Genomic DNA, 24,463 nt, shown 5'->3' with positions numbered 1-24,463 from the left:
AGGGGGTTGCGGTGATGTGGACTAGGAGAAGGGATTAGTTGGAAGCGTTAGGGTGTCTCAGACCCAGCAGGTCCAATGCGTTCTGGTGCAGGATGGTGTGGATAGTTTCCTCGGTGACGTGCGGCAGGTCTCCGGCCCTGAGTTCGCCAACAGATCGCAACTTCGCGATTGCTTCGGCGGGAGTCCATAGCGGATAGTCCGAGCCGAAGAGTAGTTGGTCGACAGTGCCCCACTCCTGGGCGTGCACGAGCCCGAGGAAGGCGTCCATCGGTCGGCTGGGGACACCGGAGATGTCAGCGAATACACGGCGGTTCTTGCGCAGCACAACGTTGGTGTCGCGCTGCCAGGGGTGGCCCATGTGAGCCATGATCTGCACCAACCCGGGGTGCCGGCGTGCCACTTCGTCGACCACTAGTGGGTGACTCACAGCGAGTTTGCCCACGGGGCTTGGGCTGGCGCCCATGTGCCACAACAGCACCATGCCGTGCCTGGCCAGGACTTGGTAAAAGTCGTCGAAGTCCCGCGCAGTCGGGTCGAACAGGGACAGTACTGGGTAGAGTTTCACACCTGAGAACCCCAGTTGGACGGCTTCTTCGAGTTGCTCACGCCAATCTTCATCAATGGGGTCGATCGCAGCGAAGGGGATAGTCGGGGTGCTCAATTGATCGACGAAGTCCGCAACGTAGTCATTCGGCGTGCGCACACCGGCCCTCGAGGCGGCTAAACCAAAGGTGATGGCGACGTCGATGCCACCTTCGTGCATAACGGCGTCGAACTTCTCGGGGGTGACGAACGGGTAGGGCGTACCGCCATAACGGCCTTGCCAGTGGCGCTTGTGTTCCGCACCCCAGTGCTCCGGGGCGTGGCAGTGGGTGTGGACGTCGACGATCATTCGATCCCCCACCGAGTGCGTGCTGCAGCAAGTGATGGCCCGAAACCGGGCAGGTCAGCGAACTTTTCGCTGGCTGTGGTAAGGGCGGTCAGCACTTCCCGCGCGATCGAACTATCAAGTTCACCGGCGGGACCTGATGCGCTAATTGCCAGACTGGAGTCACCATCGAGGGGAACGACCACGGACATGCACCGCACACCACGATTGCGTTCCTGGTCATCGATGCTATAGCCAAGGTCGCGGATTCGCTGAAGTTCTGCGTCGAAGTCGGCCCGGTTGGTGATCGTGTGGTCGGTGAAGGATTCCCATTCCGGTGACACCGGTAAGTGCTCATCGACTTCCTTCATCGGAAGAACGGAGAGCAGCATCTTTCCCAATGCGGTGCAGTAGGTGTGGTCGAGGTAGCCGCCAGAGGCGATCCGCAAAGCACGGTCGGGTTCTTCGACGGCCAGATGCAACACTGAGCGGCCATGGAGGACACCGAGATTTGTGGTGAAGCCGAGTTCATCGGCTAACTCTTTGAGGGTATCGGAGGTGATATCGGCAAAGTCGATGGTGCCGATGGACTCAGCCACTTCGAGGATGCTCGGCCCGAGGCTGTAAGCCGGCACGTTGCCGGCCTTGACGACGAATCTCTCCCTCTCCATGACGGCGAGTAGCCGAAGCAACGTTGGTTTGGCGATATCCAACTGTTTCGCGAGCGCGGCGAGCGTCAGTGGATCTCGAGACTGGCCCAGCACGCGCAACATCCTCAGACCACGTGCCAGTCCTTGCGAGTGGTAGGAAGGCGCGCCGTTGGACATGCGGTAGAAGATACTTGGAACATCGTTTCACGTCAAGGAATAGGCAAGAACTTTGGAACAGCGTTCCATGTCTAGGGTGTCAAAGGCAGACACTGGCCCCATATTGGCCAAGTAGAAGTCCGCAACCTCTGTGATCGCTTAACGCCGGGGATGGATCCGCACCTCCGTGAAGGGCTCACGCTTGTCGGCTCTGCCGGGTGCTCCTGGTGGCGCACAACGCACCAGCCCTCGTACCACCTCCGGAGGCCGGTTCCCGCAGTTCTAGGCCTGCCCATCGGGTGGACTCGTCCCGACCCGAGTTGCCTGGCGATTGCCCGGTTTGGGTACAGGACGGGGCGGTGGGGATGAGCCACGAGTCCGCACACCCATAGGGCATGGAACTGACCAAGCCTTCAGCCGACCAGCACGCCGACTTCTCCGCCTGGCGTGCGGTGCCCTGTCAAGCATGCCTTACATGGCCGCGATGCTGTTCTCCGTCCGGGTTCTCAACTCCCCCGGCCTGGGGACGTTCGCTGTCGATGCCGGTCACCGCCTGTACATCGACTTCGACGCCGTGACCAACTGAGGCACCACCGGTGGTGCGCCGAGGTACTCCTGCGCGAAGTAGGCCACCTTTTCGGTGAGCACGCCACGTTCGCCAAGGATTTCGGCGTCACATTATCCGACCACGACGTCTGGAATGTCAGCGCCGATGCATCCCTGAACGACGACCCTGGTCGATGCCGGGTGTGACTACACCGCCGAGAACGGGGTTCTGCCGGCAGAGCGCCGGGACCGAAGCCCACGTTGGCGCTTCGGTCCCGCGCCCCAGTGTCACATCAGGCCCTGGAGTTGTTCGGCCTGCTCGCGCAGGTCGGCAGCGGCCTCATCGGTCAGGGTGTCAGGTCGCTTCGGGTTGTCCAGGTGGCGCATGAATCGCTCCACTGCCTGGGACGCCGGATTGTCACGCCCGCCGTCCAGGTGACGCTGGACCTGGTCTAGGGTGTTGGACAACTGGTGGGCGATCGGTCCATCGATGTCACCAGCGGCCAGGTAGCCCTCAAGGGAGTCCCTCAACGCCTCGGCCGCCTTAAGCGGGTCCGCGGCGACAAGATAATCATCGCGCGTGCTGAAAACGCCAACCACCGAGGCCGTCTCTACGTCGAAGGAGAGGGTCAGAAACAGGTCAGGCTCAACTTCCGCACTCGAGGGGTTGGCTTGATCCCAACTGTGTCCGGAGTCGTAGAGAGGAATGTCGTGGTACCCATCCCAACTGCCAGCAGGCTCCTCGACAATGCGCCCGGAAGTCGCCCTGTTCGGTGAGAACCGGTCCGAGACGTCGCCATAGGTGACCAAGACTCCACCGTTCGCTAGAGATAGGAGGTGATGTGATGAGGCCGGTATGTCGGTTGGCTCCGCTTCGGTCCAGGTCTGGCCGTTATCAAAAGATCGAGACAGATAGGCTAACTGTGGTGACGTAGTGGTGCGGAGAAGTGCCACAATCTCGCCGTCGCTGAGCGCAGTCAGGGTAGGCTCCTGGAAGTCGAAGTTCTCACCCGTAACCGACTCTTCGGCGAGTCCGATCTTCTCAAGCACCGGCCACTCACCGAACGAATCGGTGATCGTAACTCGGAAAGCACTGATCTCAATCGGCTCCTCCAGATTAGTCCAATCCAGAGCCCGGCCAGTATCGACTTCATCGTAGGCCGCCACAGTCTCCCACAACTCCCCATCTACCGACACCTCCACAACCGCGGACTCAGGGAAGCCAGGCTTGAGCGCCACACCTGTGGCCCCAACCAAAATCGGCTCATCGAAGTCAATACGATAGTGGGCTTCCGGCGGAGTTGCAGCGTCACGGACAACTCCATACGGCGCGTTTATATCCAGGACATTCCGCTGCCGCTCAACCTCACCAAAGGTCATGTCCGTATCAACGCTTAACGTCCCGGCATCGTACATTGCGGACAGATCAATGAATTCGCTCGGGGCGTTCATCGCAACTACCACCTCGGAAGCCGCAGGCCAGGTGCGTCCACCATCAGTGCTTCGTACGACCGTGGCCTGGGAGGGCGCGTCGCCTACGCTGCCGTACAGGGGCATCAATACGCTACCGTCACTCAGTTCAGTTATTGGCCCGTGACTGGCATCCCAGTCCATCTCCGTGCCGACCTTGACCGGCTCAGACCAGGTCTGGCCACCGTCCGCCGAACGGACAACATGTGTACCGAGCGTTGTTGACGTGGACTGGTCGGTTTGAAAAAAACCTAGTAGCACGGTGCCATCGCTCAACTGGGCCATCTTTGGGTCGCGATCGTCATATTCGCTATCGATCACGAGTTGTGGATCCGACCAGGTGAAACCCCCATCGGAGGAGGTAGTCACGTAGATTCGCCCAACCGGTCCGTAGTGAGTTTCCGCCTCTTGGAACGCCGCAAGAAGCCTCCCGTCCTTGAGTCGGATAATGTCCGGAAACCACAGACCGTGGCCCGCCGATGCCGTCGCGACGGTAACATCACCACCACTAGGAGTTTCTTCATCCGTGACGAACTCACTAGAAAGTCCGACGTTCTCAAGCACCGGCCACTCACCGAACGAATCGGTGATCGTAACTCGGAAAGCACTGATCTCAATCGGCTCCTCCAGATTAGTCCAATCCAGAGCCCGGCCAGTATCGACTTCATCGTAGGCTGCCACAGTCTCCCACAACTCCCCATCTACCGACACCTCAACAACCGCGGACTCAGGGAAGCCAGGCTTGAGCGCCACACCTGTGGCCCCAACCAAAATCGGCTCATCGAAGTCAATACGATAGTGGGCTTCCGGCGGAGTTGCAGCGTCACGGACAACTCCATACGGCCCGTTTATATCCAGGACATTCCGCTGCCGCTCAACCTCACCAAAGGTCATGTCCGTATCAACGCTTAACGTCCCGGCATCGTACATCAGCGCCAAGTCGATAAGCGGATCAGTTTCTTGCATCTGTGTCGTGTGGACGTAATAGTCGGGCTGCACCGGCGCAAAGAGCGACGCCGTCATCGCTAGAGCCATTGCGGATCCCAAAGCTAACTTCATTGCTAACTCCTCTGTAGGTGGAAGGAAACCTACCTCGCGTGATCGGAGGCAAGCCGACGAGTTATGTCGCGGGGAGATTACGAGGAGCCCCCTAGTGAGTTTGCCTTACCAAGAGGCACACTCCTCCGGGGCTCCTCGGGTTAACGGGATCCACTGCTGAGGCTCACCCCATACTGGCTAGTTCTGGCCCCGCGGATCCCCGACTGGAGACAGTAGGGGTGTGCTCGGGCAGTCACCTGTACCGGCGGGCTTATTACCCCACTGGCTCGCTACCGGCCCGTCATTTCCATGCGAGTAAGTTGTGCCCACTCGCCGAATGAATCGGTGACTTCCACCCTCAGGGCTTTAACTGGTCCATGGGGGACCGGTATCCACACCAACTCGTTGGTCACCTCGCCCTCGAACCTGGCGATAGGCTCGTCCCACTCCTCTCCGTCTGAAGAGATGTGTACGTTGGCGGACTCGGGATAGCCAGGCTTGAGTACGACACCTACCTCGTCCAACTGCTGCGGCTCGTCAAATTCGATCGTGTAGTAGGAAGCCGGAGGCGCGTCGCGGTCGATAGTAGCCGCGTTCCAGTAGTCGCTGCTGCCATCAAGCGGCGATAGCGGGCCCATCCCCGGGTAACTCGGATTCATCCACGTCATGTCAGTCTCGACGTCAAGGGCGTCGCTCTCATACATTCCCAACAAGTCAAGCATGTCACGTTGCTGGCCTGGCGGGTCGGGTTCTGCGCGCATGTAGTCGCTAAGGTGCGAGAACGTGCCCACGATCATACCCCTTGGGGCATCATACGAGACCGTGAAGAACTGGTTCGGGCTGATCTCCACGCTGCTCGGGTAACTCTGGTCACCGGGACTCCCGTCGTACAGCAGTCGCTGGCTGACCTCCGTCCAATCCTGGTTGGGTCGCTGCACCGCTCCCACGACGGGACGTCCAGCGCCGAAGTCGCCAGAGGTGTCGCCCCAAGTGTGGAAGACCATACCGTTGCGCAGCGTCAACAAGTCCGAGGCTGCTGCATGCAGATTTGTGGCCACAGGGTGCGACCACGTCAGACCGCGGTCGTCGGAGGTGGTCACGTATGCGGCCCCGTCACCGTGGTGAGTTCGGATCATCATCGTGACCTCCCCGTCGCGCGCCTGGGTCAGCGCGGGCTCGTTGAGGCTCCAGCCCGGATCGTGGGGTACGGAAGACTCGTTCTCGATCGGCCACGTCTCACCACCGTCGGTTGAGCGCACCACGCTTGCTCGCCGATCGGGGTCGTCCGGCACGGTGCCGTAGATCGGCACCAGCAACTCGCCATTGTCAAGTTCCAGGATCTTATCGGAGGTTCCAGCCCAGCCGGTCTGATAAGGCCCGTCAAGTATGTCGGACTCACCGGACATCTCCGTCTCGACCAGCACCGGTTCAGACCAGGTGTCACCGCCGTCCTCCGACTTGGTTACGAAGGTGCCGACGATCTCCGCAGGGTCACTGTGCCAGTCCGTGCGGAAGAAATTCATCAGCAGGGTGCCGTCGCTCGTCTCAATAAGACTGGGATCCCGATCGTCAAGTTCGGAGTCGATAAGGACCTCCGGCGAGGACCACGTTTCCCCGTCGTCAGTACTGCGAACCATTGAGATGCGCCCGTCAGCATCTGCGTGGCCAGGGCTGTCATAGTAAACTACAAGTAACTCGCCGTCCTGAGTGCGCTCGACGGTGGGGAAAAATACGTTCCGGTCATCGGTGCGCTCCGCGACGACCACGTCATGTTCGTCAGGATCCGCGCTGACGGCCGCCGCAGGGGCGGCAAGCGTCACAGAAAGCGCGGCCGCCAAGAGCGAAACCGCTCGTGCGGGCCTATTCAAGTACCTCAAAGCACTTCCTCCTCTATGAGAATCCACCCCGTTATCAGGAATGGTCCTTAGTGCTGACGAGCCCTACTCTGACGCCGACGCCGTTCCATGTCAACGTTCGTGGCATATCGTTCCACGTCGCCCACACTGGTGCTGGCGATTGACTATGTGTCCCTTCTGAAAAAGTCCAACGCGAGCCCGATCCATAGCCTTCGAGGAAAATGCCGTCGGCAGGGCGTGCCGCGTCGGAGAATAGGCCATGGAATGGCCTTCCAGAGTAGAAGTTGGTCCGCTCTTCCAGTTAGCCTCCCTTTTTCACGGGGTTGGTGAGTGAGAGCTACGGACGGTTCCTAGCATCACCTTGACGTCTGCGGGGCACGGAGGAGCACGCCGTCTTGGAGGCCTCCTGGCATATCTACCAGGACCTCCTCAGCGCCTATTCCCACCCGCGACCGTGCCAAAGATAAGAAACTCATGCAGGCCCTGATCGACAAGCTCCGCAGGGTCCTGCCCGAGGAGCTGGAGGAGATCGCTCAACTCGGCCGGACTCTGGGGCGCAAACGCGAGCAGATCCTGGCGTTCTTCGACCGCGGTGGCGCCTCCAATGGCCCCGTCGAGGCGATTTATCTGGAGCGGGGACGAGGGTATCGCCTACGTCGCTGACGGGGTCGGTCAGCCGTGTGCGAGACACATTCTCTGGACACTGTCTCTGACGTCCCCCACATCGCTGTCGAGCGGGAGTAGACCTGGGGTGACTCGATGCAGTTCCGGTCGGGCCTACGGCTACGTAGGGATGTGGGATGAAGGCTCAGCGTGTGCTCATGCCGGTCACGTCCAGGGAGTCCTGGACCGTCGTCGATGACAACTTCGTCGTGGCCGATTCGGCCGAGCGGTACCTGGCGCATCTGGCCGGGATCGAGCGGTCCCCCAACACAGTGCGTGCCTACGCTCACAGTCTGGCGCTGTGGTGGGAGTTCCTGGCCTGGCGCGGGGTCGGGTGGACTGATGCCGGGGTGGAGAACGTCTCCCGGTTTGTCACCTGGTTGCGGGCTCCGGCAACCAACGTCATCGTCCTGGACGCCGGCGCGACCCGCCGCGCGGAGTCCACAGTCAACCGGCACCTGGCGGCGGTGTTTGGCTTCTATGACTTCCATACCCGAGGCGGGGTCGTGCTGGCCGAGTCGCTGGTCGCCTGGCGCCGGTCCGCGCGCGGCTCGTTCAAGCCGTTCCTGCACCACGTGAGCAAAGGGGCCCTTCGCAGTTGAGGGTGTAGTAGGGGGTTGATCGCGGTCGGCGTGGCGGTCGCTGGATAGGGGTCGAGGCCCCCGAGGATCGGAAGCGCAAACTAACCCGATCTGTCACGAGGACCTCGACGTGTCTGACGCTACCTTCACTCGCCCTGACCTGACCACATTCGCCCGTGTGGATGACCTCGGCCTGGAAGTCATCGACCCCAATGGCCCTAACGCCGTCGAATCGGGCTGGGTCATCGATCAGTACCCGGCGTGTGACCGGTACCAGCAGGCCGCTCGACCAGTGCGTCACCCCGTACTTCTTCGGCGGCGGGGCCAGCGTCGCGGCCACCACCTCGCGGTGATCAACTGTGCGCGGGCGACCGCTGCGCGACTCATCACTCAGGCCAGCCAGACCGCGCTGGGAGTAGCGCAAGCGCCACTTCAGCACCGTCACCTTCGATACCCCACCTGCTCGGCGATGCGCTCATTGGCCACCCCCGCCGCCGCGGCCAGCACAATCCGAGCCTGCACCGCCATCCCCGCGCGCACCACCGTGGTACGGGTCCACCGCTCCAATTCCTCACGGTCACCCTCGCGCAATCCCAGAGCCGCAGCAGGACGATTCGCCATACCCCATGATCTCAACACCACAACCGTTTAGGAACTACCGACACGCGACACTAGGTCCGACCGACTGCGGCGCTTGAGGTGCCATGCCCTCAGTGCATAAACCTGCAGGTCAGAGCAACGCAGTCACACAGATCCCAGACCGGTGAACCAACTCCGGCTGACAGTCGCTTCTGGCGGCAACTTGAGTGACTTGGCCGCCTTCTCTCCCGGTGACCATACCGCCGGCCCAGAGTTCGTCTATCGCCTCCCGAACGTGCCCCACGAGCGCCCTACGGTTGAACCGTGATGTCAAAGCATCTCGATGATCTGCTCGGCTGACTCGCGCAGGTCGGCCGCCGCGGTTTCAGTCAGGGTGTCGGGTCGCTTCGGGTTGTCCAGGTGCCGGATGAAACGCTCCAGCGCCTGGGATGCCGGGGTCATGCGCCCATCCGCCAGATGCCGCTGGGCCTGGTCTAATGCGTTGGACGATTGGTGGGCGATCGGCCCGTCAATCTCACCGGCGTCCAGGTAACCCTCCAGGACATCGGTCAATGCCTGGGCCACCTCGACCGGATCACCGGATGCGCCTGGGGCAGCGACCTGGTCGAGGGGGAGGTGAAGCTGCGCACCCTCGCCCGGGAGGACGTTTGACTCCGCGAGGCTACTGACCTCTTGGGCAGAGAGCGCGTGGTCAAGCAAGACGATCTCGTCGACGGCTCCCAGCAACTGGTCGCCACCGTCGGGGCGCTGGCCAATGTGGAGGCCGGTAAACGCGTTGCGCGAAATCGAACCCACGTGCGGATCGGTGGTTGCGGTTTGTGTGCCGTCCACATACAGAGTCACCGCCTCCTCGTCTCGCGTAAATGCCAGGTGGTGCCACTGTCCGTCCGTATGTGATCCGGGCGCACGCAGTACGGTTGTCGTAGCGTCGTCATGCCCGCTCATGAGGATAGTCTGGATGCGATTGTTGTCTGGTTCGATACGAATCGAAACGTATGATACTGGGACCCGTGGGTGCGGGGCTTGATCGTACGCCCACATGAACGCCTGGGGCCTTTGATCGTCAGTACGGAACCAGCCAGCTATCGTGAACGGCCCCTCGCCAACCTCAAGAGAGTCAGCCCTATCCACTCGGACGTGAGTTCCCTCATGGAATTCAAGTGCGGTGTTGAAGACTCCGGCTACTTCCGACGGAGATCCGTGAACCACACCATGGTGTGCATAGTCGGTGACGTCGGGAGTCCTATTATTAGGGGGGTGCGGAACTCCGTAATCCTGGCGATTACTGTATGTGCCAACGATTATTTCCTTACCCGCATCATATGAAACTGTGAAGTAGTTGGTGCTATCGAGAGCCACGGTGCTGGGATCACCTTCATCGACCCCTATACCAGCTCGATAGAGCACGACGGGCTCTGTATCGGCCCAACTCTGTCCATCCCATTATCCCCGCGCAGTTCGCCGGCGACCTGCGCAGCAGTGGCTGAGTTTGAGGCGGACCTAGTCCGGACGCGCACTCGGGAGGGTATGGCGATCGCCCGGGCCAAGGGTCGCCTTCGGGGCAGGAAGCCCAAACTCTCCCCCGCCCAGGAGCGGCACCTGGTAGGTCTGGTGGAGGCAGGTGAGCACACCCAGGTCGAGGTGGCCGAACTGATGGGCGTTTCCCGCGCCACGGTGCACCGGGCGATGCAGCGGGCTCGTCCGATGGACTCCGCTGGCCGCTGATGGCGACGGGGCTGGCGCATCAGGAGGCTAACCGGCTGGGCGGGTGAGGACTTCGACCTTCACTGATGCGCACATGTCGATGAGCCAATCGAGATCTGGGCCGGTGGCGAACACCCTGGCGAACGTGGGGTCCACATCAAGATCACTATCGCCCACTCGGTCACCGAACAGAACATAGGCCCGGTCGGTGTTGCAACGCCTGGACATCCATTCCAGGCCATCGAACCCGGCCCCGTGGGCTGCCGCGGCCCAAGCGACGGTCCGGCCATAGGTGGATGAGGGTGAGCCGGTGACCTCAGCGGCCTCTACACCGAGGCGGCGAAGGCTCAGCCCATGCAATGCCGCCAGACGTAGTGGGCGCGTGGTCAGCAGCGCTCCTGCCACCATGGGTTCGTACTGCTCGGGAACAAGCCGGCCGCCGACCAGTGGCACCTCGTGCAAAATCGGCTCACACACCGCTGCGGTGTCGGACTCAGCGGCATACAACACCGGGACGACGGGGTTGCCGAAGAATGAAAAACGGCTGGACGACCCATAGCCGGGGTTGAAGGTTCTCACCGTCCTGCCGGACCCTGACCGAAAGACACGGATGAGGCGTGTGCCCGCAGGCACCTTGGTCACCAGTGGGTCGAACGGGCGCGGTGGCGGTGGCGTGCTCACCAAGGCGGCGCCATCGCCTCACCTGCGGCCACCAGCACCGCCTCCGCGTCGCCGTGCAGCACATCGACCGGGCGCTGACCCTCGGCGAAGCGTCCCGAGGGAGAGCACAGCCACAGCACGAGTGACTCGCTGCTCCAGGTGTGCTCCTCGGCGAGTTCCAGCAGGCCAGCCATGGCGGGCACCACGCGCCCCTGTGCGATCTGAAATCCCGGGTACAAGTACCGTCCGCCCCGACGCACCCCCACGAGGCGCCCAGCCTTACGCTGGTTCGAGGCCCACGTCCGGTTGGGCCCATAACCGAGCCGCTGGGCCACCTCGGTGCTGGTCAGCATCCCGAACTCGATCTCGATGTCACGCCAAGCGTTCTCGGTGGCTTGCGCGGCACGCGCGATCTGCGGGGAGACCCTGGTGGGCAGCGCTTCAAGTGCCGGGGCAAGCGAAGCCAGCCCATCGGCGGCCTCTCGCGCCCAGGTGCGATATAACTCCGCTGCCCGGTCGGCACGTGCCTGGCTCTTGTGATCTACATGTGGCGCGCTCACGGTAGCCACCTCCTAAGTACGATTCTGACATAGGGCCGGTGGTGTAACAAGTGTGAGTTGAGTTCCGGCGCCCCAACGCCGGCAGTGCTGACCCTGTACTTGTAACTCTCAGCGTGTCCTATACATGCGGTGGCCCAAGTGGCCTTGTTCCGCACACCTAAGGGGCATGAGTTACTGCCGCTGGTCCACCGACGACTTCCACTGTGACATCTACGCCTACCCCTCCAGGGAGGGGATCACCATCCACGTGGCTGCCCGTCGTGCCCACTTCACCGCACCGCTACCCGACCCGGTGCCACTGACGCCCGCAACGGCCTTCGAGTGGGCCGAGCGCAACGCCACGGTGTCGGCGATGCTGCACGAGGCGGAGCGGGAGTGGATCGACCTCCCCCACGCCGGACGCACCATCACCGAGCCCGGCCCGGCACAGGCAGCCCAGAGGCTGCGGGAGTTGGCCGACCTCGGGTACCGGGTTCCGCAAGGAGCCATCCAGGCACTCGACGAAGAAGCGACTTTGGAGGCTGCGGAGTGAGGATCCTGGTCACTGGCTCCCGCACGTGGACCGACGCCCAGGTCGTGGAACAAGCCCTGGATGAGGTGCTGGCAACCGCCGAGGGCGCTGAGGTGGTGCTGGTCCACGGAGCCTGCCCCACCGGCGCCGACTACTTCGCCGATCTTCACGTCCGCCGGCTCGGACTGCCGGTGGAAGCCCACCCTGCCGACTGGCGGGCTCACGGGCGTGCAGCCGGGCCTATCCGCAACGCCCAGATGGTGGACCTTGGTGCCGACATCGTGCTGTCCTTTCCGCTGGGCACCTCCAGAGGCACCTGGCACACCACCCGCCTTGCCAAACGTGCGGGAATCCCGGTGCGCATCATCGCCGGGAAGTCGAACGTGGAGGTCCCGACCTAAAGCCCCACTTGGGCAGATCCCATGGCTAACTAATTGCGATTCCCGCTCTCGCGTTTACGGCGAGGCGTGACGATCGCCGACTTGCTATTGCATCGGCACGGCTCGCCGCCCTCGAAACCGCTCGCGGGTGGCCACTGTCAGCGGTAAGAAACTCAAGACGGTAGGGCAGGCGCGATCCCGTCGCCGCTACCTGCAGTTCCTGTCCAGCCAACCTTCGGGCGGACTCGTCCTGCCCGCGCCGCTTGACGGACCCCAACGCTCCGGACCTGGTTGGCCTTGGGGGCCTGAGGCTAGGTGATGCATCCGGCGCGGGGCACCTCCACACCGGTCGGTTGTGCGCCGGCGGGCGCGGTCACCCGCATTTCCTGGGGGAGGTTGGGGCCAGCGCCCATAACACGCTCACGCACCTGGCCGATGCGGTCACCGTACTCGTCACGGAACTCCACCTCAGCGAAGAAGCCTGCACTACAGGCCGGGTCGGCGGCGACGACCAGGTTCACGCAGGCCGTTCCCGGATCACACTCGGTATTCCTGGTGTCGACATACACCCAACCACCGCCGAAGAAGTGATGGACGTCACTGAACTCCAGCCCCTTGTTGGCTAACGCCGGAGGCACTTCTAATTGGTTGGACTGTTGCGTGTCCTCGTCAGAAGAACCGCCGCTGCCCTGGTCAGAGTCGCGCTCAGCGGGTCCGCTCGAATCCGCGCTCCCGCACGCACTTACTGCCAGCATTAGCGTCGTGATCATGGCTGCCGCGACCCTACTCATACTCCTCATGTCCGCTGAGTCTCCCATATTGCATACCGGTCGATGCCAGCCTTCACCGCACCGGTCACGGGTTCGGCACACCTGGTCCCTTCTTGTTCTTCATCGCCAGCGTCGGCATCACCTGACGTGAGACCCCGCATCGCTTCACGTGGCATCAGCCCCGCAGATCCGCACACCCATAGGGCATGGAACTCACCAAGCCTTGCGCCGACCAGCACGCCGACTTCTCCGCATGGCGTGCGGTGGCCTTGTCGCGCATGCCCTACATGGCCGCGATGTTGTTTTCTGTCCGGGTACTCAATGCCCCCGGGCTGGGCACCTTCGCCGTGGACGCCGCCCACCGGCTGTACATCGACTTCGATGAGGTCACCGAGTGGGGCACCACAGCGTGCGCGGAGGTCCTACTGCACGAGGTGGGTCACCTGTTCGGTGAGCACACCACCTTCGCCAAGGACTTTGGGGTTACCGCTGCCGACCAAAAGGTTTGGAACGCCGCAGCGGATGCCTCAATCAACGACGACCTGGCGGCTGCCGGGTGTGGCTACATCGCCTCCACCGGCATCATGCCGGCCAAGTTGGGCGAGCCGGACTTCCAGACCGCCCAGCACTACTACGGGGTGCTGAAAGGACTGCAGCAGCAACAACGGCAACAGCAATCCGGTGGGCAGGGCGCCTCCAGCTCGGCAAACTCCGGCCAGCCGGACTCCTCCGGCTCCGGACGGCAGCCGCAGGACGCCGACACAGGCCACGGGCAGGGCTCTTCCAGCGATGGCGACGGCCAGGGCAAACCCTTCGCCGGGTGTGGCTCGGGTTCTGGTGGTCAAGCAGCCCCGGTTGAACTGGACGCCGGCGATGACTTCGATGGCCAGGCACCTGGTGCCTCATCGGGTGAGCGCAAGCGCCTGCTGGTGGCCACCGCTGCGCAGATCATCGAGCACGCCTCCCGTGGACGGGGCAACGTCCCCGGTGGGCTGGTTGAGCAGGCTGAGCAGTTGCTGACCCCCTCCACCACGCCGTGGCAGCGGATTATCGGGTCGATGGTTCGCCGGGTGGTGCGCCGTCGTGCGGGCCAGGAGCGGACCGATTACACCCGCCGTGACCGCCGCCGCCACAACGTCCGCATCGGTACCAGCGGGGCCAGGGTGGTCTACCCCGGCCGCAGCGCCCCCAAGGTGCGACTGGCCGTGGTGCGCGACACCTCAGGGTCGATGGGTCCCGATGAACTCACCACCGTCACCAACGAGATCGTCGGCATCTCCCGGCGCCTGCGCATCAAAGGTAAGGACCTGCAGGTACTCGATGTAGACGCAGATGTGCACACGACCCGCGGTTTCACCGGGGCCAGATCGCTGAATGAGGTTCACGGCCGCGGTGGCACCGATATGCGGGTGGGCATCGAGCAGGCGTTACGAACCCCCGGTGGGGTCGATGTGGTCGTGGTGATCACCGACGGAGGCACCCCGTGGCCCGATGAGCGCCCCGCTGTGCCGGTGATTGCCTGCCTGGTGGGGCCGTGGGCCGAGGACACCGTGCACCAGGTTCCCGACTTCATCACCCGCGTCGTTATCGAAAACCCTGCCGCGTAACCGGCCATCCAGAACCCCACACGAGCCAAGGACAACGAATCAATGGACAACACCGACATCAACATCAACATCACCGACGCGGTGCTGGAACTGGCCGACCTCGAAGAAGCCCAGGAGACACTCGACGCCAGGCGGGAAGCCATCCTGGCCCGCGTTGAGACGGCACGCAGTGGCAGGCTCGTCCAGCACTGAGATCGAGGCCGCAGTGGAGTGGGGCCAACTTGTCCTACTCGGCCCCGGCCCAGCCCCAGTAAACCGCGCCGTGCGGCTCCTGGGGCGATTGAGCGAGCCAGCACTCACTTCCCGGCCCAGGCGTGATGGCACCACCACCGCGCGCACCGATCGCGGGGACTTCACCATCCACCAGGTGCTGGAGCTTGTCCAACGCCTGCGCCAGGACGGGGTGGCTGTTGTGCTGCGGGCAGGCGTCATCAGCACTGATCGTCTTCACCGGCAGGGCAAGCCGCCCGAGTCCGGCCTGCTGCGCCACCGCCAGCGCACCCTCGCCACGTTCATCTTCCCTGATGCAGCCACCTACGACAACGGTGTTGTGAACCTGCTGCTGGAGCGCAACGGGTGGGAGCGCTCAGGTGAAAAAGTGGTGATGAGCAGGGGCGAGGGTGTGGTGGTGCTGATCCTGGTGGAATACGGCATCGACGAGCAGGTTCACCGCCGCCCTTGGTGGCCGGTGGAGCCAGGGGACATCACAGACGAACCAGAGTTGAGCCCCAAGTCCGCCTAATCAACAGATCTGGCCGGCGCGGTACTCATTGAGACCAGCGCGCCTTGGCCGAGCACGAGTGGGAGCAGAATCGGCGTTTCCGTTTGCTTCCCTGTAGTGGACAGAACTGCGCGCCACACCACTCACAGGTGACCACCACTACGAGACGGCGCGACTTGTTGCCCTCCACCCTCGTCCTTCGCATCGCCTCCAGGCCGGCGGGTGAATGAATCGCCTCCATCGCTAACCGTGCTTCGGTCGCCCGAGCCGGGTCCCGGTTCGCAGTGAAAGTGGCCTTGCTGGCGAACCGCTCGTGGGCATTTGCGGTGATCTTCGCCCGGGTCGCCTCGACCACGAGCCCGCGCCTGCCCAGTCCGTGAGCCCATCGATATTCAGCAGCGGTGAGTTCGTGCGCCTTGTAGGCATGCAGCCCAAGGTGGGTGAAGCGACGACCACACTCATGGCAGAGCAGACCCTCGGCGGTCTCATCCAGCATTCCGTAGCGTCCGAAACCGTCCACATCGTCGTACTTCATGAGCACTCCCGCGGGTCCACATCCGCCCACCGCTGTCGTCACTGCGCCTGGGCAACTATGCAATCAGGCGGCCGGGCGCCGTCATGGGATCATGATACTGTCCGCGCCGCCTAGTCTTCCCCCGTCTCAACAAGCCTTCCCGGCCTGGCCTCCTCTTCACGCTGCCGGTCGAGCATCGCCTGGTAGGCGTCCATGGAGTCCCGTTGCATCGACGGCATCAGGTGGGTGTACAGGTCCATGGTGATCTGGAATGAGGCGTGCCCGAGGCGCTCTTGCACTGCCTTGGGGTGCCAGCCTGCGATGAGAAGGATGCTGGCGTGGGTGTGGCGCAACTCGTGCCCCGTGATGGGTGGTAGTGGATCTGTGCGGTGGTCCAGGTTGTATCGCTCCACCGCCCTGGTCCAGCGCCGGTAGACATAGTTCGGGCGCATCTGGTGACCGTCGCTGGGATTAGCAAACACCGGCCGGTCTGCGCGGATCCGGTTCATGTCGACGGTTGCGAGCCTGCGCCGGTGGTCTCGCAGGGCCGAGGTGACGTCGGTGTTCAGTTCGACTTTGCGCGGGCGGCCACCCTTTACTTTCTTCGTTAGGTCGTACTCGGGTTGCCCCTTCTTTTTGATGGTGGCCACGGTGCGGCGGATGGAGGCCGACGTCGGGAGGTCGAGGTCCGACCAGCGCAGCCCAACCACTTCGCCTCGGCGGACACCGGTGTGTCCGATAAACGTCCACGCCGGAGACATCTCTCGGTCTTCGTGGTCAGCCCACTTCAAGAACTGGGTAAGTTCCCCGAGGGTCCAGACGAGTATCTCCCCCTTGGCCTCCTTGATTTGTTTGGTCGTCGGAGGCTTGGCCCCTTTGAGCCTGGTCGGGTTGTTCCGGATCACGCCGTCGCCTAGGGCGGAGTCGAGTGCGACAGATAGAGCCTGGTGCACCTTGTGGACGGTGTTTGGTCCCAGGCCCTCGCCGGTGCGTTCCCCCTTGTGGTTGCGCCGGCCGCTGGATTCCAGTTGCCGGTACAGCGCAGCCAAGCGCGTGGAGGTAAGTTTCGCCAGTTCCACCTCCCCGATGTAGGGCTTGATATGCAACCGTATTATTTTGAGGTATCCGGCTTTGGTGGATTCACCCACACGGTGACCTTCCACCCACTCGTCCATGAACCCACCCACGGTAAGACCTCCACGCGCTGTGCTCGTCGGATCTCCGCGGTCGAGGGAACTGAGTTTCTGGCGTAGCGCGGCTGCCGCGTCCTTGGCGGTGGGGAAACCTCCCTGGGACCGGCGCCGCAATGGCGAGTCAGGGTCGTGGGTTCCCTCTCGCTCGTACCACTGGATCCGGTACCTGCGGACACCTGAGCGCACGTAGGAGTAGACGCTCCCTTCGCCGTGCTTGCGCCTGCTCATGCGACGTCAGCACCCAGCAGTTCCATGAGTTTCAGGCGGGGGATCAATCGCTTCGTGCCGACCCGAAGCGCGGGCAGTTGTTCATCTTCAATGGCCCGGTAGACGGTTCGGGCATCGACCCCAAGAAGGCTGGCCACCTCCTTGACGGTCAGTGTGGGGCGGTCGGCGGCAAGGGCTTCAGTCATCGTGGTGATGGTTTCGTTTGTACTCATGGCCTCTATGTGTGCGGGCGATGTTCTCTCGTGCCACGGGATGTATCTGGGTGCCTTCCTCCCCTTGCCCAGCCCCGTTTGGCACACCAAATGGCACACCACCAGTGCCAGGAGCATCGTTGATCGCCGGAAACTGTTGACATTCTGCCAATCCGCTTCGCCGCGGGCGTGGGGGTTCAAGTCCCCCTCTGGACACTTACCGTTGGAGCACACGTGTTCTCAGGACGCCTAAGACCATCCCCTCCCCTCTGCCCGGGCGGGCTCGGTACATCAACCAGTCGGATTCTTGAGCCGCAACCGTCGTCCCCGGGTGCCGATAAGAGCGATGGCGGCACCGGCAGTCGATCCCACAGCGATACCGGCGATGGTGCAGAGCCAGGGCGGGAGGTCTGTGGCGACGGCAGGGATATAGCCGAGTCCGATCAGCCACCAGGACCACAGGAAGCCTCCTGTGGCAGCCAGGCCGACCAGCCTTCCCCAGTTCATCTGCGTCAACCCGGCCGTGGCCATAGCGAACGACCGAAGGGCATGGCGAAAACAAGAAGCAGACCGATCCAGGTGCGATTCTGGCCAGCATGTAGTGAGATTCGCAGGAGGTTCCGGTGCAGGCGGCGCCCCCATTGCCACCGCAGAAGTAGCCGAATGAGTGCGCCGGGATTTTCGACCTCGACGCCTGGCGGGCAGGCTCGCGCCACGCCCTACTCGGTACCCGCACACTGGTCGACCGGAGCAGCCCTAGGGCTGCTGGTGCGCCGACACAAGCAGACTACCCGCCTCTCCAGCCAGCGACACTATCTGCTGTGTTCCATGTGATGTTCTTCGAACCCCGGATCCCCCCGAACACCGGAGCGGCGATCCGGATGTCCGCGGTCACCGGTACCACCTTGCACCTGGTCGAGCCCCTCGGCTTCGATCTATCGGACGCGAAACTGCGCCGTGCGGGACTGGACTACCACGACCTTGCGCACGTGATCGTCCACCCGGACTTCGACGCCGCGATGGCCTGGGTCGGTGAGCACGCCAACGGGACCGTGTACGCCTTCACCGGGCGCGGGCGCACCCTGTTCGCCGATATCGCCTACCAACCGGGCGACACTCTGCTCTTCGGCCCCGAGCCGGCTGGTTTCCCCGACCACATCGGCACCGACGAACGCGTCACCGACACGGTCCGCATCCCGATGCGTCCGGGCCTGCGCTCGCTGAACCTGTCCAATGCCGCAGCGATCGCCACCTACGAAGCCTGGCGCCAGCACGGATACGTCACCGGCGAATAGGCACCATCCGAAGAGGGCCGGCGGCATTAAAGTATGGGCCGTGACCCAGCCCCCTCCTGCCGTTCCGATCCCCCACGCACTGAGCACCGGAGCCGGCTCAACCCCTCAGGGTGCGGAGTGGATGCGGCGAGTTCCGGAACTGGTGGCACGGGCCGTGCGTCGCTGGTCGCTGCATCTGGGCGAGCCATTCGGCGTGGGCACCGCGTCCTGGACCGCCCCCGGAAGGTTGTCCGATGGGACCCCGGTGGTGCTGAAGATCACCTACCCCCACTCGGAGGCGCAGTTCGAGGCGATCGCACTGCGGATCTGGCAGGGCCATTCGGCCGTGGAACTGCTCGATCACCACGGCGGTGACTGGGCGCTGCTGATGCGCCGGGCGAGGCCGGGCGACCTGCTGCTGAATGACCAGGCACCCCCGGAGCACCGGCTGCGGATCGCGATGGACATCCTGGCCGATCTGCACCGGGCGCCGCTGGAGGAGTTCACGATGCCATCCCTTCGCGGCGTGGCCGCAAACTGGTCCACGATCGCCACCGAGCGTGCCAATACCTGGTCCCACCTGTACGAGGGCTTCCGGTCCGAGATGCAGTACGGACTGGACCTGCTGGCCGCCTTCGCCGACCCGGTTGCCACGCCGGCCCCGACCGTGGCCCTGCACGGTGACCTCAACCCCGGCAACGTGCTCCTGGATGCCCCCACCGCCGGTCCGTCCCGGTGGCTGGCGATCGACCCCAAACCGATGGTCGGCGACCCCGGCTACGACCTGTGGCCGATCCTGGCCCAGATCGATGACCCGTTCGCTCATCCCGATCCAGCCGGTGTGCTGGCGCCCCGGATCGGCATGGCTCAGCAAGTGTTGGGGGTGCCGGCCCGGCGCATCTGCGAGTGGGCGTGTGCCCGCACTGTGGAGTCGGTGCTGTGGCGGTTGGAGACCTGGCCCGACCCGGCCCAGCAGCAGCACAACCTGCGCGACCTGCCTGCGGTACGGATCTGGGCGATGCTGGCCCAGCAGTACTGACCTCACCGTCGGATCTGGCTCACCCGTTCACAACCTGCCGGGGAAGCGCACCTAGTGAAAGTCCCGGGACTTCGCCGGCACCCGCAGGCTGAGCGGACTGATCTGATCGGCAGTCAGGTTGGTCACGTTCTCGGCGTACTCCACCACCCCCCGGATCACCAGGGCGGCGCTGGTGCGGGCCACCTTGCGGTACTTCGCCCACACCCCCGGTGAGCAGATCACGTTGATCAGCCCGGTCTCATCCTCCAGGGACAGGAACGTCACCCCCCGGGCGGTGGCCGGGCGCTGCCGGTGGGTAACCACCCCGGCCACCCGGATCCGCTGCCGGTCCAGCCCCGCGCAGGCCCGCGCTACGGTGAGCACCCCTTGGGCGTCCAGATCCTCCCGCAGGAACTGCGTGGGGAAGGAGTCCACCGACACCCCGGTGGACCAGACATCGGCGACGGCGGCACTTACCTCGTCCATCCCGGTCAGTTCGGGCACATCGAGCCCGACGGCGGTCAGTGGCAGCACGTCCTGCACCCAGTTCCCGTGCCGGCGTCCGCTCTCGGCTGCCAGGGCCCCGGCCAGCCACAACGCCTCCCGTCTGGAGTGCCCGAAGCACTCCAATGCCCCGGCGGTGGCCAGCGCCTCCACCTGCGCAGCGCTGAGGCGCACCCGGCGGGTCAGGTCGGCCAGGTCGGCGAAGGGAGCCTGCTCGCGCGCCGCCACGATCCGCTCTGCGGTCTTCTCCCCGATCCCCCGCACCGGCGCCAGGCCGAGTTGGACCGCCAAGGTGCCGTCATCCTCACGCACCACGATCGCCTGAGCGGCCGAGCGGTCCAGCCGGGCCCGGTGCACGACCACGCCACGCCGTCGGGCATCAGCCACCAGGGACTGCGGTGAGTAGAACCCCATCGGCTGGGCAGCCAGCAGCCCGGCGTAGAACGCCTCGGGGTGGTGCACCTTCAGCCACGCACTGGCGTAGACCAGGTAGGCGAAGGAGAAGGCATGGGACTCAGGGAACCCGAAGTCGGAGAAGGCCTTGAGTTTGTCGTAGATCTGCTCCCCCACCTCCATGCTGATCCCGTTGGCCGCCATCCCGGCCATCAGCCGCTCCCGCAGGGCCTCCATCCGTTCGGCTGACCGCTTGGATCCCATCGCCCGGCGTAGTTGGTCGGCCTCGGCGGGGGTGAAGGAGGCCACGTCCACGGCGATCTGCATCAGTTGTTCCTGGAACAGCGGGATCCCCAGGGTGCGCTTCAGGGTGGGCTCCAGCAGGGGGTGCAGGTAGGTGACCTCCTCCTTGCCGCGGGCCCTGCGGATGTAGGGGTGCACCGAGTTCCCCTGGATGGGTCCCGGGCGGATCAGGGCGACCTCCACCACGATGTCGTAGAAGGCGCGCGGCCGGAGTCTGGGCAGGGTGGCCATCTGTGCTCGCGACTCCACCTGGAAGACCCCCACCGTCTCGGCCGCGCAGAGCAGGTCGTACACCGCCGGGTCCTCCTGACCGATCGAGTGTAGATCCAGTTCGATCCCCTCGATCTGGCCGATCATCGTGAAGGCCAGCCGCAGCGCGGTGAGCATGCCCAGGCCGAGCAGGTCGAACTTGACCAGGCCGGCGTCGGCGCAGTCATCCTTGTCCCACTGCAGCACGGTGCGCCCGGGCATGGTGGCCCACTCCACCGGGCACACATCGATCACCGGCCGGTCGCACAGCACCATTCCCCCGGAGTGAATGCCCAGGTGGCGGGGCAGGCGCAGCATCTGCTCGGCGATGTCGATCACCGGTTCGGGGATGCTCTCCAGATCACCACCGGCGGCGTCGGCGGCGGCGACCACCTCCGGCCCGGGCGTCCAGGGACCGTCGCGGCGCAGTCGCTCCTGTTCACTGGTGCGCTCCTTGGGTGCCTCGACCGGCGGGCTTGGTTTGAGACTGCTCCACCGTTCGATGCTCTTGGACCAGGCGTCCTGCTGCCCCACGTCGTATCCGAAGGCACGGGCCGCATCACGCACCGCCGAGCGGGGCCGGTAGGAGATCACGTTGGCGACCTGGGCGGCGTGGGTGCGCCCGTAGCGGCTGTACACATGCTGGATCACCTCCTCGCGGCGAGCCGACTCGATGTCCAGGTCGATATCGGGCGGCCCGGAGCGGCCCGGGGCCAGGAACCGCTCGAACAACAGGGTGTGCTGGACGGCGTCGACGGCGGTGATGCCCAGGGCGTAGCAGACCGCGGAGTTGGCGGCCGACCCCCTGCCCTGGCACAGGATCTGGTTCTCGCGGCAGAACTGCACGATCTGGTGCACGATCAGGAAGTACCCCGGAAAGCCCAGATCGGTGATGATGTCCAGTTCGCGGGCGATGGTGGCATAGGCCTTGGGGTGCTTGGGAGCATCGGGGGGGCCATAACGTTCCAGCGCCCCACGGCGCACCAACTCACGCAGCCAGGTGGCCTCGGTGTGCCCTTCCGGCACCGGGTACGGCGGCAGATTCGGGGCGATCAGGTCCAGATCGAAGGCACACTCGGCGGCCAGCGCCGCACTGGTGGCCACCGCCTGCGGGTGGCGGTGGTGCCGCGCGTACATCTCCGCTGGCCCGCGTAGGTGAGCCGGGGCAGGTGGACGACGGGCGTCCATCTCCTCCAGGGTGGAGCGCTGGGCCAGGGCGGCGAGCACGTCGGTCAGCGGCTGCTGGTCCGGGCGGGCACAGTGCACCGCACCGGTGGCCACCAGCGGCAGTCCGGCCCGATCGGCGAGTTCGGCGAGGGCGTCCGAGCGCACCGAGTCCCACGGGGCACCGTGGTCGGTGATCTCCACCGCCACGTTCTCCGGCCCGAACGCCTCGGTGAGTTCGGCCAGGGCACGTCTGGCGGCCGGCAGGTCGAACCTTCCTGGCTGGGGTTCCAGGGCCTGACGGACCGCGCCCTGCCGGCACCCGGTGAGCACCAACCAGTTACCGGCGGCCAGGTCGGCCAGTTCGGGGAGGTCATAGGCCGGTGCCCCCTTCGCACCACCGGCCAGGTGCGCCCTGGCTATCCCCCGGGACAGGCGCCGGTACCCCTCCGGCCCACGGGCCAGGGCCAGTAGGTGCTGATCGGGCAGTCCCAGTTCGGCACCGTAGAGGGTGGGCAGCCCCAGCGTCCGGGCCGCCTCGGCGAAGCGCACCACCCCGTACAGGCCGTCGTGGTCGGTCAGGGCCATCGCGGACAACCCCAACCCGGCGGCTTCGATCGCCAACTCTTCCGGTTGGCTGGCACCGTCGAGGAAACTGAACGCCGAATGTGCGTGCAGTTCGGCGTAGGCACTCATCCGGCACGCACCAGTACCGCGCCGAGGGACCGCTCCAGGATGCTCTCCCGCTGCAGGTCCGGTCCGCGTCGCTGCCTGGGTCCGGGCTGGACCGGGGCGCGCGAGTGGTACCGGTGCCCGGTCGGAGTGCTCAGTTCGGTCTGATGGGAATCCCAGGTGGACAGTGCCCGGGCCCACCATCCCGGGGCCTCCTTGGTGTAGTTGCACCGTTCGCACAGGCCCTGGAGGTTCTGGGCGGACGTCGCTCCGCCCTCCTGCACCCCCCGGATGTGGTCCCGGTGACGCACCGGGGCCTCGCACCAGGGCGTGCGGCAGGTCTGATCCCGGGCGTCGATGAAGGCAGCCAGGCCCGCCGGCGCACGACGGGAACGGGCGTCCATGGCCACCAGTTGCCCGGTGGTGGGTGCGGTGTAGAGCCGGCGGATCCACACCTGGCGATCATCCGCCGTGCGCACCTGCTCCCGGGCCCACGCCGCGGGCACCACACCGTAGCCGGGCACGTAGGCGGGTTCACCGTCTCCGGACAGCAACGTCCGATCAGTGATCACCAACTGCACCTGGTGGGCGACGGCCTCGGCCTCGGACTGCCCGGTGACCCGCTCGACCAGGGTGTCGGCCATGATCTGGCCGCGCGAACGAGAGTCGCCCTGGCCGCGCAACGTCTCGGCGCGTGCGGTCAGCGCCGCGTACACCGCCACGCCCTGTGCCACCGGGAGCAACCCGGTGAGATAGGCCATCGTGTCCGGTGCCGGCCGGATGGAGACGGTACGTTCACTGGTGGCCTTCGAGGCTCGACGAACCTGGGCCGCAGCATCGATCCGATAGGCGATCTTCTTCGCCTCGGCCACCAGCCGGCGGTCCCCGAGGCCTTCCAGATCGAGACCGGCGAGTTCGGCGTCGAGGCGACCGCGATCGGCCACGCTCAGGCAGGCACTCTCCCGGACCAGCAAGGTGGCGCGCCACTCACTGATCCGCCCGTTCCGCAGCGCGCGGCGGGTGTTCGGCATCTCGGCCAGTGCGGTGGCCAAGCCCAGGTAGCGACCACCACGCACCGGAGACTCCCGCCGGGCCAGGGCGATCTGGGTGGCCACGCCCTTGCTGCGCTCGTCGGCGGGCACTCCGGCAGCAGCACGTTCGGCCCGGGTCGCCTCCAGCAGGTCCACGCTGACCTGGGCCTGGGCTGCGGCCGCGGCGGCCTTGAGTTCCTCCAGGGCGCGGATCTGGTCGATCCGCTCGGGGTTCGAGACCTGCTGATCCAGGCGCGTCAAAGCCTGGGTCCACCCGGTGATCACACCGGCAGCCACGCCCCGATCAGCACCTGATTCGTACATGTGTTTGAGTGTACAGCGATGCACCGACATCGCCCACCGCAGCCCCGCTCGAGGGCCTCGACCC

23 protein-coding genes and 2 pseudogenes are annotated in these 24,463 nt (G+C 64.7%); 10 read left to right on the top strand and 15 right to left on the bottom strand.

Annotated features, from left to right (window positions below; translation table 11 throughout):
• Positions 1–34 precede the first annotated feature (34 nt).
• From ACO0LU_RS11575 to ACO0LU_RS11560, 4 genes are all read right to left on the bottom strand, one after another.
• Positions 35–892, bottom strand: a complete 858-nt coding sequence (locus ACO0LU_RS11575) for an amidohydrolase family protein (protein ID WP_424791503.1) — start codon at positions 890–892, stop codon at positions 35–37.
• Entirely contained in the window at positions 889–1,695 is an 807-nt protein-coding gene (locus ACO0LU_RS11570) for an IclR family transcriptional regulator (protein WP_424791502.1), read from the bottom strand. The genes ACO0LU_RS11575 and ACO0LU_RS11570 overlap by 4 nt, the downstream gene beginning before the upstream one ends.
• Before the next feature lie 813 nt (positions 1,696–2,508).
• Positions 2,509–4,749, bottom strand: a complete 2,241-nt coding sequence (locus ACO0LU_RS11565) for an exo-alpha-sialidase (protein WP_424791501.1) — start codon at positions 4,747–4,749, stop codon at positions 2,509–2,511.
• Positions 4,750–5,018: 269 nt separating this feature from the next.
• Positions 5,019–6,605, bottom strand: a complete 1,587-nt coding sequence (locus ACO0LU_RS11560; RefSeq protein ID WP_424791500.1) for an exo-alpha-sialidase — start codon at positions 6,603–6,605, stop codon at positions 5,019–5,021.
• A 453-nt stretch (positions 6,606–7,058) separates the two neighbouring features.
• Between ACO0LU_RS11560 and ACO0LU_RS11555 the strand changes: the two genes are divergently transcribed.
• Positions 7,059–7,247: a transposase gene (locus ACO0LU_RS11555; RefSeq protein WP_424791499.1), complete on the top strand. Its 189-nt coding sequence runs from the start codon at positions 7,059–7,061 to the stop codon at positions 7,245–7,247.
• Positions 7,248–7,384: 137 nt separating this feature from the next.
• On the top strand, positions 7,385–7,849 hold the full coding sequence (locus ACO0LU_RS11550; protein WP_424791498.1) for a site-specific integrase: 465 nt from the start codon (positions 7,385–7,387) through the stop codon (positions 7,847–7,849).
• A 304-nt stretch (positions 7,850–8,153) separates the two neighbouring features.
• Here ACO0LU_RS11550 and ACO0LU_RS11545 read toward each other — a convergent pair.
• The 3 genes and pseudogenes from ACO0LU_RS11545 to ACO0LU_RS11535 all read right to left on the bottom strand — a co-directional run.
• Positions 8,154–8,267: pseudogene (locus tag ACO0LU_RS11545) on the bottom strand (IS630 family transposase); the annotation flags it as partial.
• Positions 8,268–8,269: 2 nt separating this feature from the next.
• Positions 8,270–8,449 carry a hypothetical protein gene (locus tag ACO0LU_RS11540; protein ID WP_424791497.1) on the bottom strand — a complete coding sequence of 60 codons (180 nt, stop codon included), beginning with the start codon at positions 8,447–8,449 and terminating at the stop codon, positions 8,270–8,272.
• Positions 8,450–8,737: 288 nt separating this feature from the next.
• A complete protein-coding gene (locus tag ACO0LU_RS11535; protein ID WP_424791496.1) occupies positions 8,738–9,559 on the bottom strand; it encodes a LamG domain-containing protein in 822 nt (273 codons plus the stop codon).
• A 348-nt stretch (positions 9,560–9,907) separates the two neighbouring features.
• Here ACO0LU_RS11535 and ACO0LU_RS11530 point away from each other — a divergent pair.
• Positions 9,908–10,153 (top strand): annotated as a pseudogene (locus ACO0LU_RS11530) (helix-turn-helix domain-containing protein); the annotation flags it as partial.
• A gap of 27 nt (positions 10,154–10,180) precedes the next feature.
• On the opposite strand, the gene ACO0LU_RS11525 reads toward ACO0LU_RS11530, so the two are convergent.
• Both ACO0LU_RS11525 and ACO0LU_RS11520 read right to left on the bottom strand, forming a co-directional pair.
• On the bottom strand, positions 10,181–10,765 hold the full coding sequence (locus tag ACO0LU_RS11525) for an RES family NAD+ phosphorylase (protein ID WP_424791538.1): 585 nt from the start codon (positions 10,763–10,765) through the stop codon (positions 10,181–10,183).
• A 44-nt stretch (positions 10,766–10,809) separates the two neighbouring features.
• On the bottom strand, positions 10,810–11,352 hold the full coding sequence (locus tag ACO0LU_RS11520; protein ID WP_424791495.1) for a hypothetical protein: 543 nt from the start codon (positions 11,350–11,352) through the stop codon (positions 10,810–10,812).
• Positions 11,353–11,518: 166 nt separating this feature from the next.
• On the opposite strand from ACO0LU_RS11520, the gene ACO0LU_RS11515 reads away from it, so the two are divergent.
• Together ACO0LU_RS11515 and ACO0LU_RS11510 are read left to right on the top strand one after the other, a co-directional pair.
• Positions 11,519–11,884, top strand: coding sequence for a hypothetical protein (locus ACO0LU_RS11515; protein WP_424791494.1), 366 nt, complete (start codon positions 11,519–11,521; stop codon positions 11,882–11,884).
• On the top strand, positions 11,881–12,264 hold the full coding sequence (locus tag ACO0LU_RS11510; protein WP_424791493.1) for a DUF2493 domain-containing protein: 384 nt from the start codon (positions 11,881–11,883) through the stop codon (positions 12,262–12,264). Before ACO0LU_RS11515 ends, ACO0LU_RS11510 begins: the two co-directional genes overlap by 4 nt.
• A gap of 290 nt (positions 12,265–12,554) precedes the next feature.
• On the opposite strand, the gene ACO0LU_RS11505 is transcribed toward ACO0LU_RS11510, so the two are convergent.
• Positions 12,555–13,013, bottom strand: coding sequence for a hypothetical protein (locus tag ACO0LU_RS11505; protein WP_424791492.1), 459 nt, complete (start codon positions 13,011–13,013; stop codon positions 12,555–12,557).
• A 206-nt stretch (positions 13,014–13,219) separates the two neighbouring features.
• Between ACO0LU_RS11505 and ACO0LU_RS11500 the strand changes: the two genes are divergently transcribed.
• The 3 genes from ACO0LU_RS11500 (at position 13,220) to ACO0LU_RS11490 (ending at position 15,362) form a co-directional block, all read left to right on the top strand.
• Complete coding sequence (locus tag ACO0LU_RS11500) at positions 13,220–14,620, top strand: DUF2201 family putative metallopeptidase (protein ID WP_424791491.1); 1,401 nt, start codon at positions 13,220–13,222, stop codon at positions 14,618–14,620.
• Between the two features lie 42 nt (positions 14,621–14,662).
• Positions 14,663–14,812, top strand: a complete 150-nt coding sequence (locus tag ACO0LU_RS11495; protein ID WP_424791490.1) for a hypothetical protein — start codon at positions 14,663–14,665, stop codon at positions 14,810–14,812.
• A gap of 88 nt (positions 14,813–14,900) precedes the next feature.
• Positions 14,901–15,362: a hypothetical protein gene (locus ACO0LU_RS11490; protein ID WP_424791489.1), complete on the top strand. Its 462-nt coding sequence runs from the start codon at positions 14,901–14,903 to the stop codon at positions 15,360–15,362.
• A 25-nt stretch (positions 15,363–15,387) separates the two neighbouring features.
• On the opposite strand, the gene ACO0LU_RS11485 is transcribed toward ACO0LU_RS11490, so the two are convergent.
• From ACO0LU_RS11485 to ACO0LU_RS11475, 3 genes are all read right to left on the bottom strand, one after another.
• Positions 15,388–15,876, bottom strand: coding sequence for a hypothetical protein (locus ACO0LU_RS11485; RefSeq protein ID WP_424791488.1), 489 nt, complete (start codon positions 15,874–15,876; stop codon positions 15,388–15,390).
• Between the two features lie 110 nt (positions 15,877–15,986).
• The gene (locus ACO0LU_RS11480) at positions 15,987–17,276 is read right to left on the bottom strand and encodes a tyrosine-type recombinase/integrase (protein WP_424791487.1); all 1,290 of its coding nucleotides are present in this window, start codon (positions 17,274–17,276) and stop codon (positions 15,987–15,989) included.
• On the bottom strand, positions 17,273–17,488 hold the full coding sequence (locus tag ACO0LU_RS11475) for an excisionase family DNA-binding protein (protein ID WP_424791486.1): 216 nt from the start codon (positions 17,486–17,488) through the stop codon (positions 17,273–17,275). The genes ACO0LU_RS11480 and ACO0LU_RS11475 overlap by 4 nt, the downstream gene beginning before the upstream one ends.
• Before the next feature lie 800 nt (positions 17,489–18,288).
• Here ACO0LU_RS11475 and ACO0LU_RS11470 point away from each other — a divergent pair.
• Both ACO0LU_RS11470 and ACO0LU_RS11465 read left to right on the top strand, forming a co-directional pair.
• Entirely contained in the window at positions 18,289–18,762 is a 474-nt protein-coding gene (locus tag ACO0LU_RS11470) for a tRNA (cytidine(34)-2'-O)-methyltransferase (protein WP_424791485.1), read from the top strand.
• A 40-nt stretch (positions 18,763–18,802) separates the two neighbouring features.
• Positions 18,803–19,780 carry an aminoglycoside phosphotransferase family protein gene (locus tag ACO0LU_RS11465; protein ID WP_424791484.1) on the top strand — a complete coding sequence of 326 codons (978 nt, stop codon included), beginning with the start codon at positions 18,803–18,805 and terminating at the stop codon, positions 19,778–19,780.
• A gap of 51 nt (positions 19,781–19,831) precedes the next feature.
• Here ACO0LU_RS11465 and ACO0LU_RS11460 read toward each other — a convergent pair whose 3' ends face one another.
• Positions 19,832–23,068, bottom strand: coding sequence for an error-prone DNA polymerase (locus ACO0LU_RS11460; protein WP_424791483.1), 3,237 nt, complete (start codon positions 23,066–23,068; stop codon positions 19,832–19,834).
• Complete coding sequence (locus ACO0LU_RS11455; RefSeq protein WP_424791482.1) at positions 23,065–24,399, bottom strand: HNH endonuclease; 1,335 nt, start codon at positions 24,397–24,399, stop codon at positions 23,065–23,067. Before ACO0LU_RS11455 ends, ACO0LU_RS11460 begins: the two co-directional genes overlap by 4 nt.
• Positions 24,400–24,463: the final 64 nt, after the last annotated feature.

The sequence above is a fragment of the Pseudactinotalea sp. Z1748 genome, assembly GCF_049725185.1.
Lineage (GTDB): Bacteria > Actinomycetota > Actinomycetes > Actinomycetales > Beutenbergiaceae > CALKWS01.
This window is presented reverse-complemented; position numbering and strand designations above follow the sequence as displayed.

Bases quoted from the DNA above. Each gene is read 5' to 3' on its own strand.
- ACO0LU_RS11575 (WP_424791503.1), bottom strand. From the start codon at position 892: ATGATCGTCGACGTCCACACCCACTGCCACGCCCCGGAGCACTGGGGT.
- ACO0LU_RS11570 (WP_424791502.1), bottom strand. From the start codon at position 1,695: ATGTCCAACGGCGCGCCTTCCTACCACTCGCAAGGACTGGCACGTGGT.
- ACO0LU_RS11565 (WP_424791501.1), bottom strand. From the start codon at position 4,749: ATGAAGTTAGCTTTGGGATCCGCAATGGCTCTAGCGATGACGGCGTCG.
- ACO0LU_RS11555 (WP_424791499.1), top strand. From the start codon at position 7,059: ATGCAGGCCCTGATCGACAAGCTCCGCAGGGTCCTGCCCGAGGAGCTG.
- ACO0LU_RS11550 (WP_424791498.1), top strand. From the start codon at position 7,385: ATGAAGGCTCAGCGTGTGCTCATGCCGGTCACGTCCAGGGAGTCCTGG.
- ACO0LU_RS11540 (WP_424791497.1), bottom strand. From the start codon at position 8,449: ATGGCGAATCGTCCTGCTGCGGCTCTGGGATTGCGCGAGGGTGACCGT.
- ACO0LU_RS11515 (WP_424791494.1), top strand. From the start codon at position 11,519: ATGAGTTACTGCCGCTGGTCCACCGACGACTTCCACTGTGACATCTAC.
- ACO0LU_RS11505 (WP_424791492.1), bottom strand. From the start codon at position 13,013: ATGATCACGACGCTAATGCTGGCAGTAAGTGCGTGCGGGAGCGCGGAT.
- ACO0LU_RS11500 (WP_424791491.1), top strand. From the start codon at position 13,220: ATGGAACTCACCAAGCCTTGCGCCGACCAGCACGCCGACTTCTCCGCA.
- ACO0LU_RS11495 (WP_424791490.1), top strand. From the start codon at position 14,663: ATGGACAACACCGACATCAACATCAACATCACCGACGCGGTGCTGGAA.
- ACO0LU_RS11485 (WP_424791488.1), bottom strand. From the start codon at position 15,876: ATGAAGTACGACGATGTGGACGGTTTCGGACGCTACGGAATGCTGGAT.
- ACO0LU_RS11480 (WP_424791487.1), bottom strand. From the start codon at position 17,276: ATGAGCAGGCGCAAGCACGGCGAAGGGAGCGTCTACTCCTACGTGCGC.
- ACO0LU_RS11475 (WP_424791486.1), bottom strand. From the start codon at position 17,488: ATGAGTACAAACGAAACCATCACCACGATGACTGAAGCCCTTGCCGCC.
- ACO0LU_RS11460 (WP_424791483.1), bottom strand. From the start codon at position 23,068: ATGAGTGCCTACGCCGAACTGCACGCACATTCGGCGTTCAGTTTCCTC.
- ACO0LU_RS11455 (WP_424791482.1), bottom strand. From the start codon at position 24,399: ATGTACGAATCAGGTGCTGATCGGGGCGTGGCTGCCGGTGTGATCACC.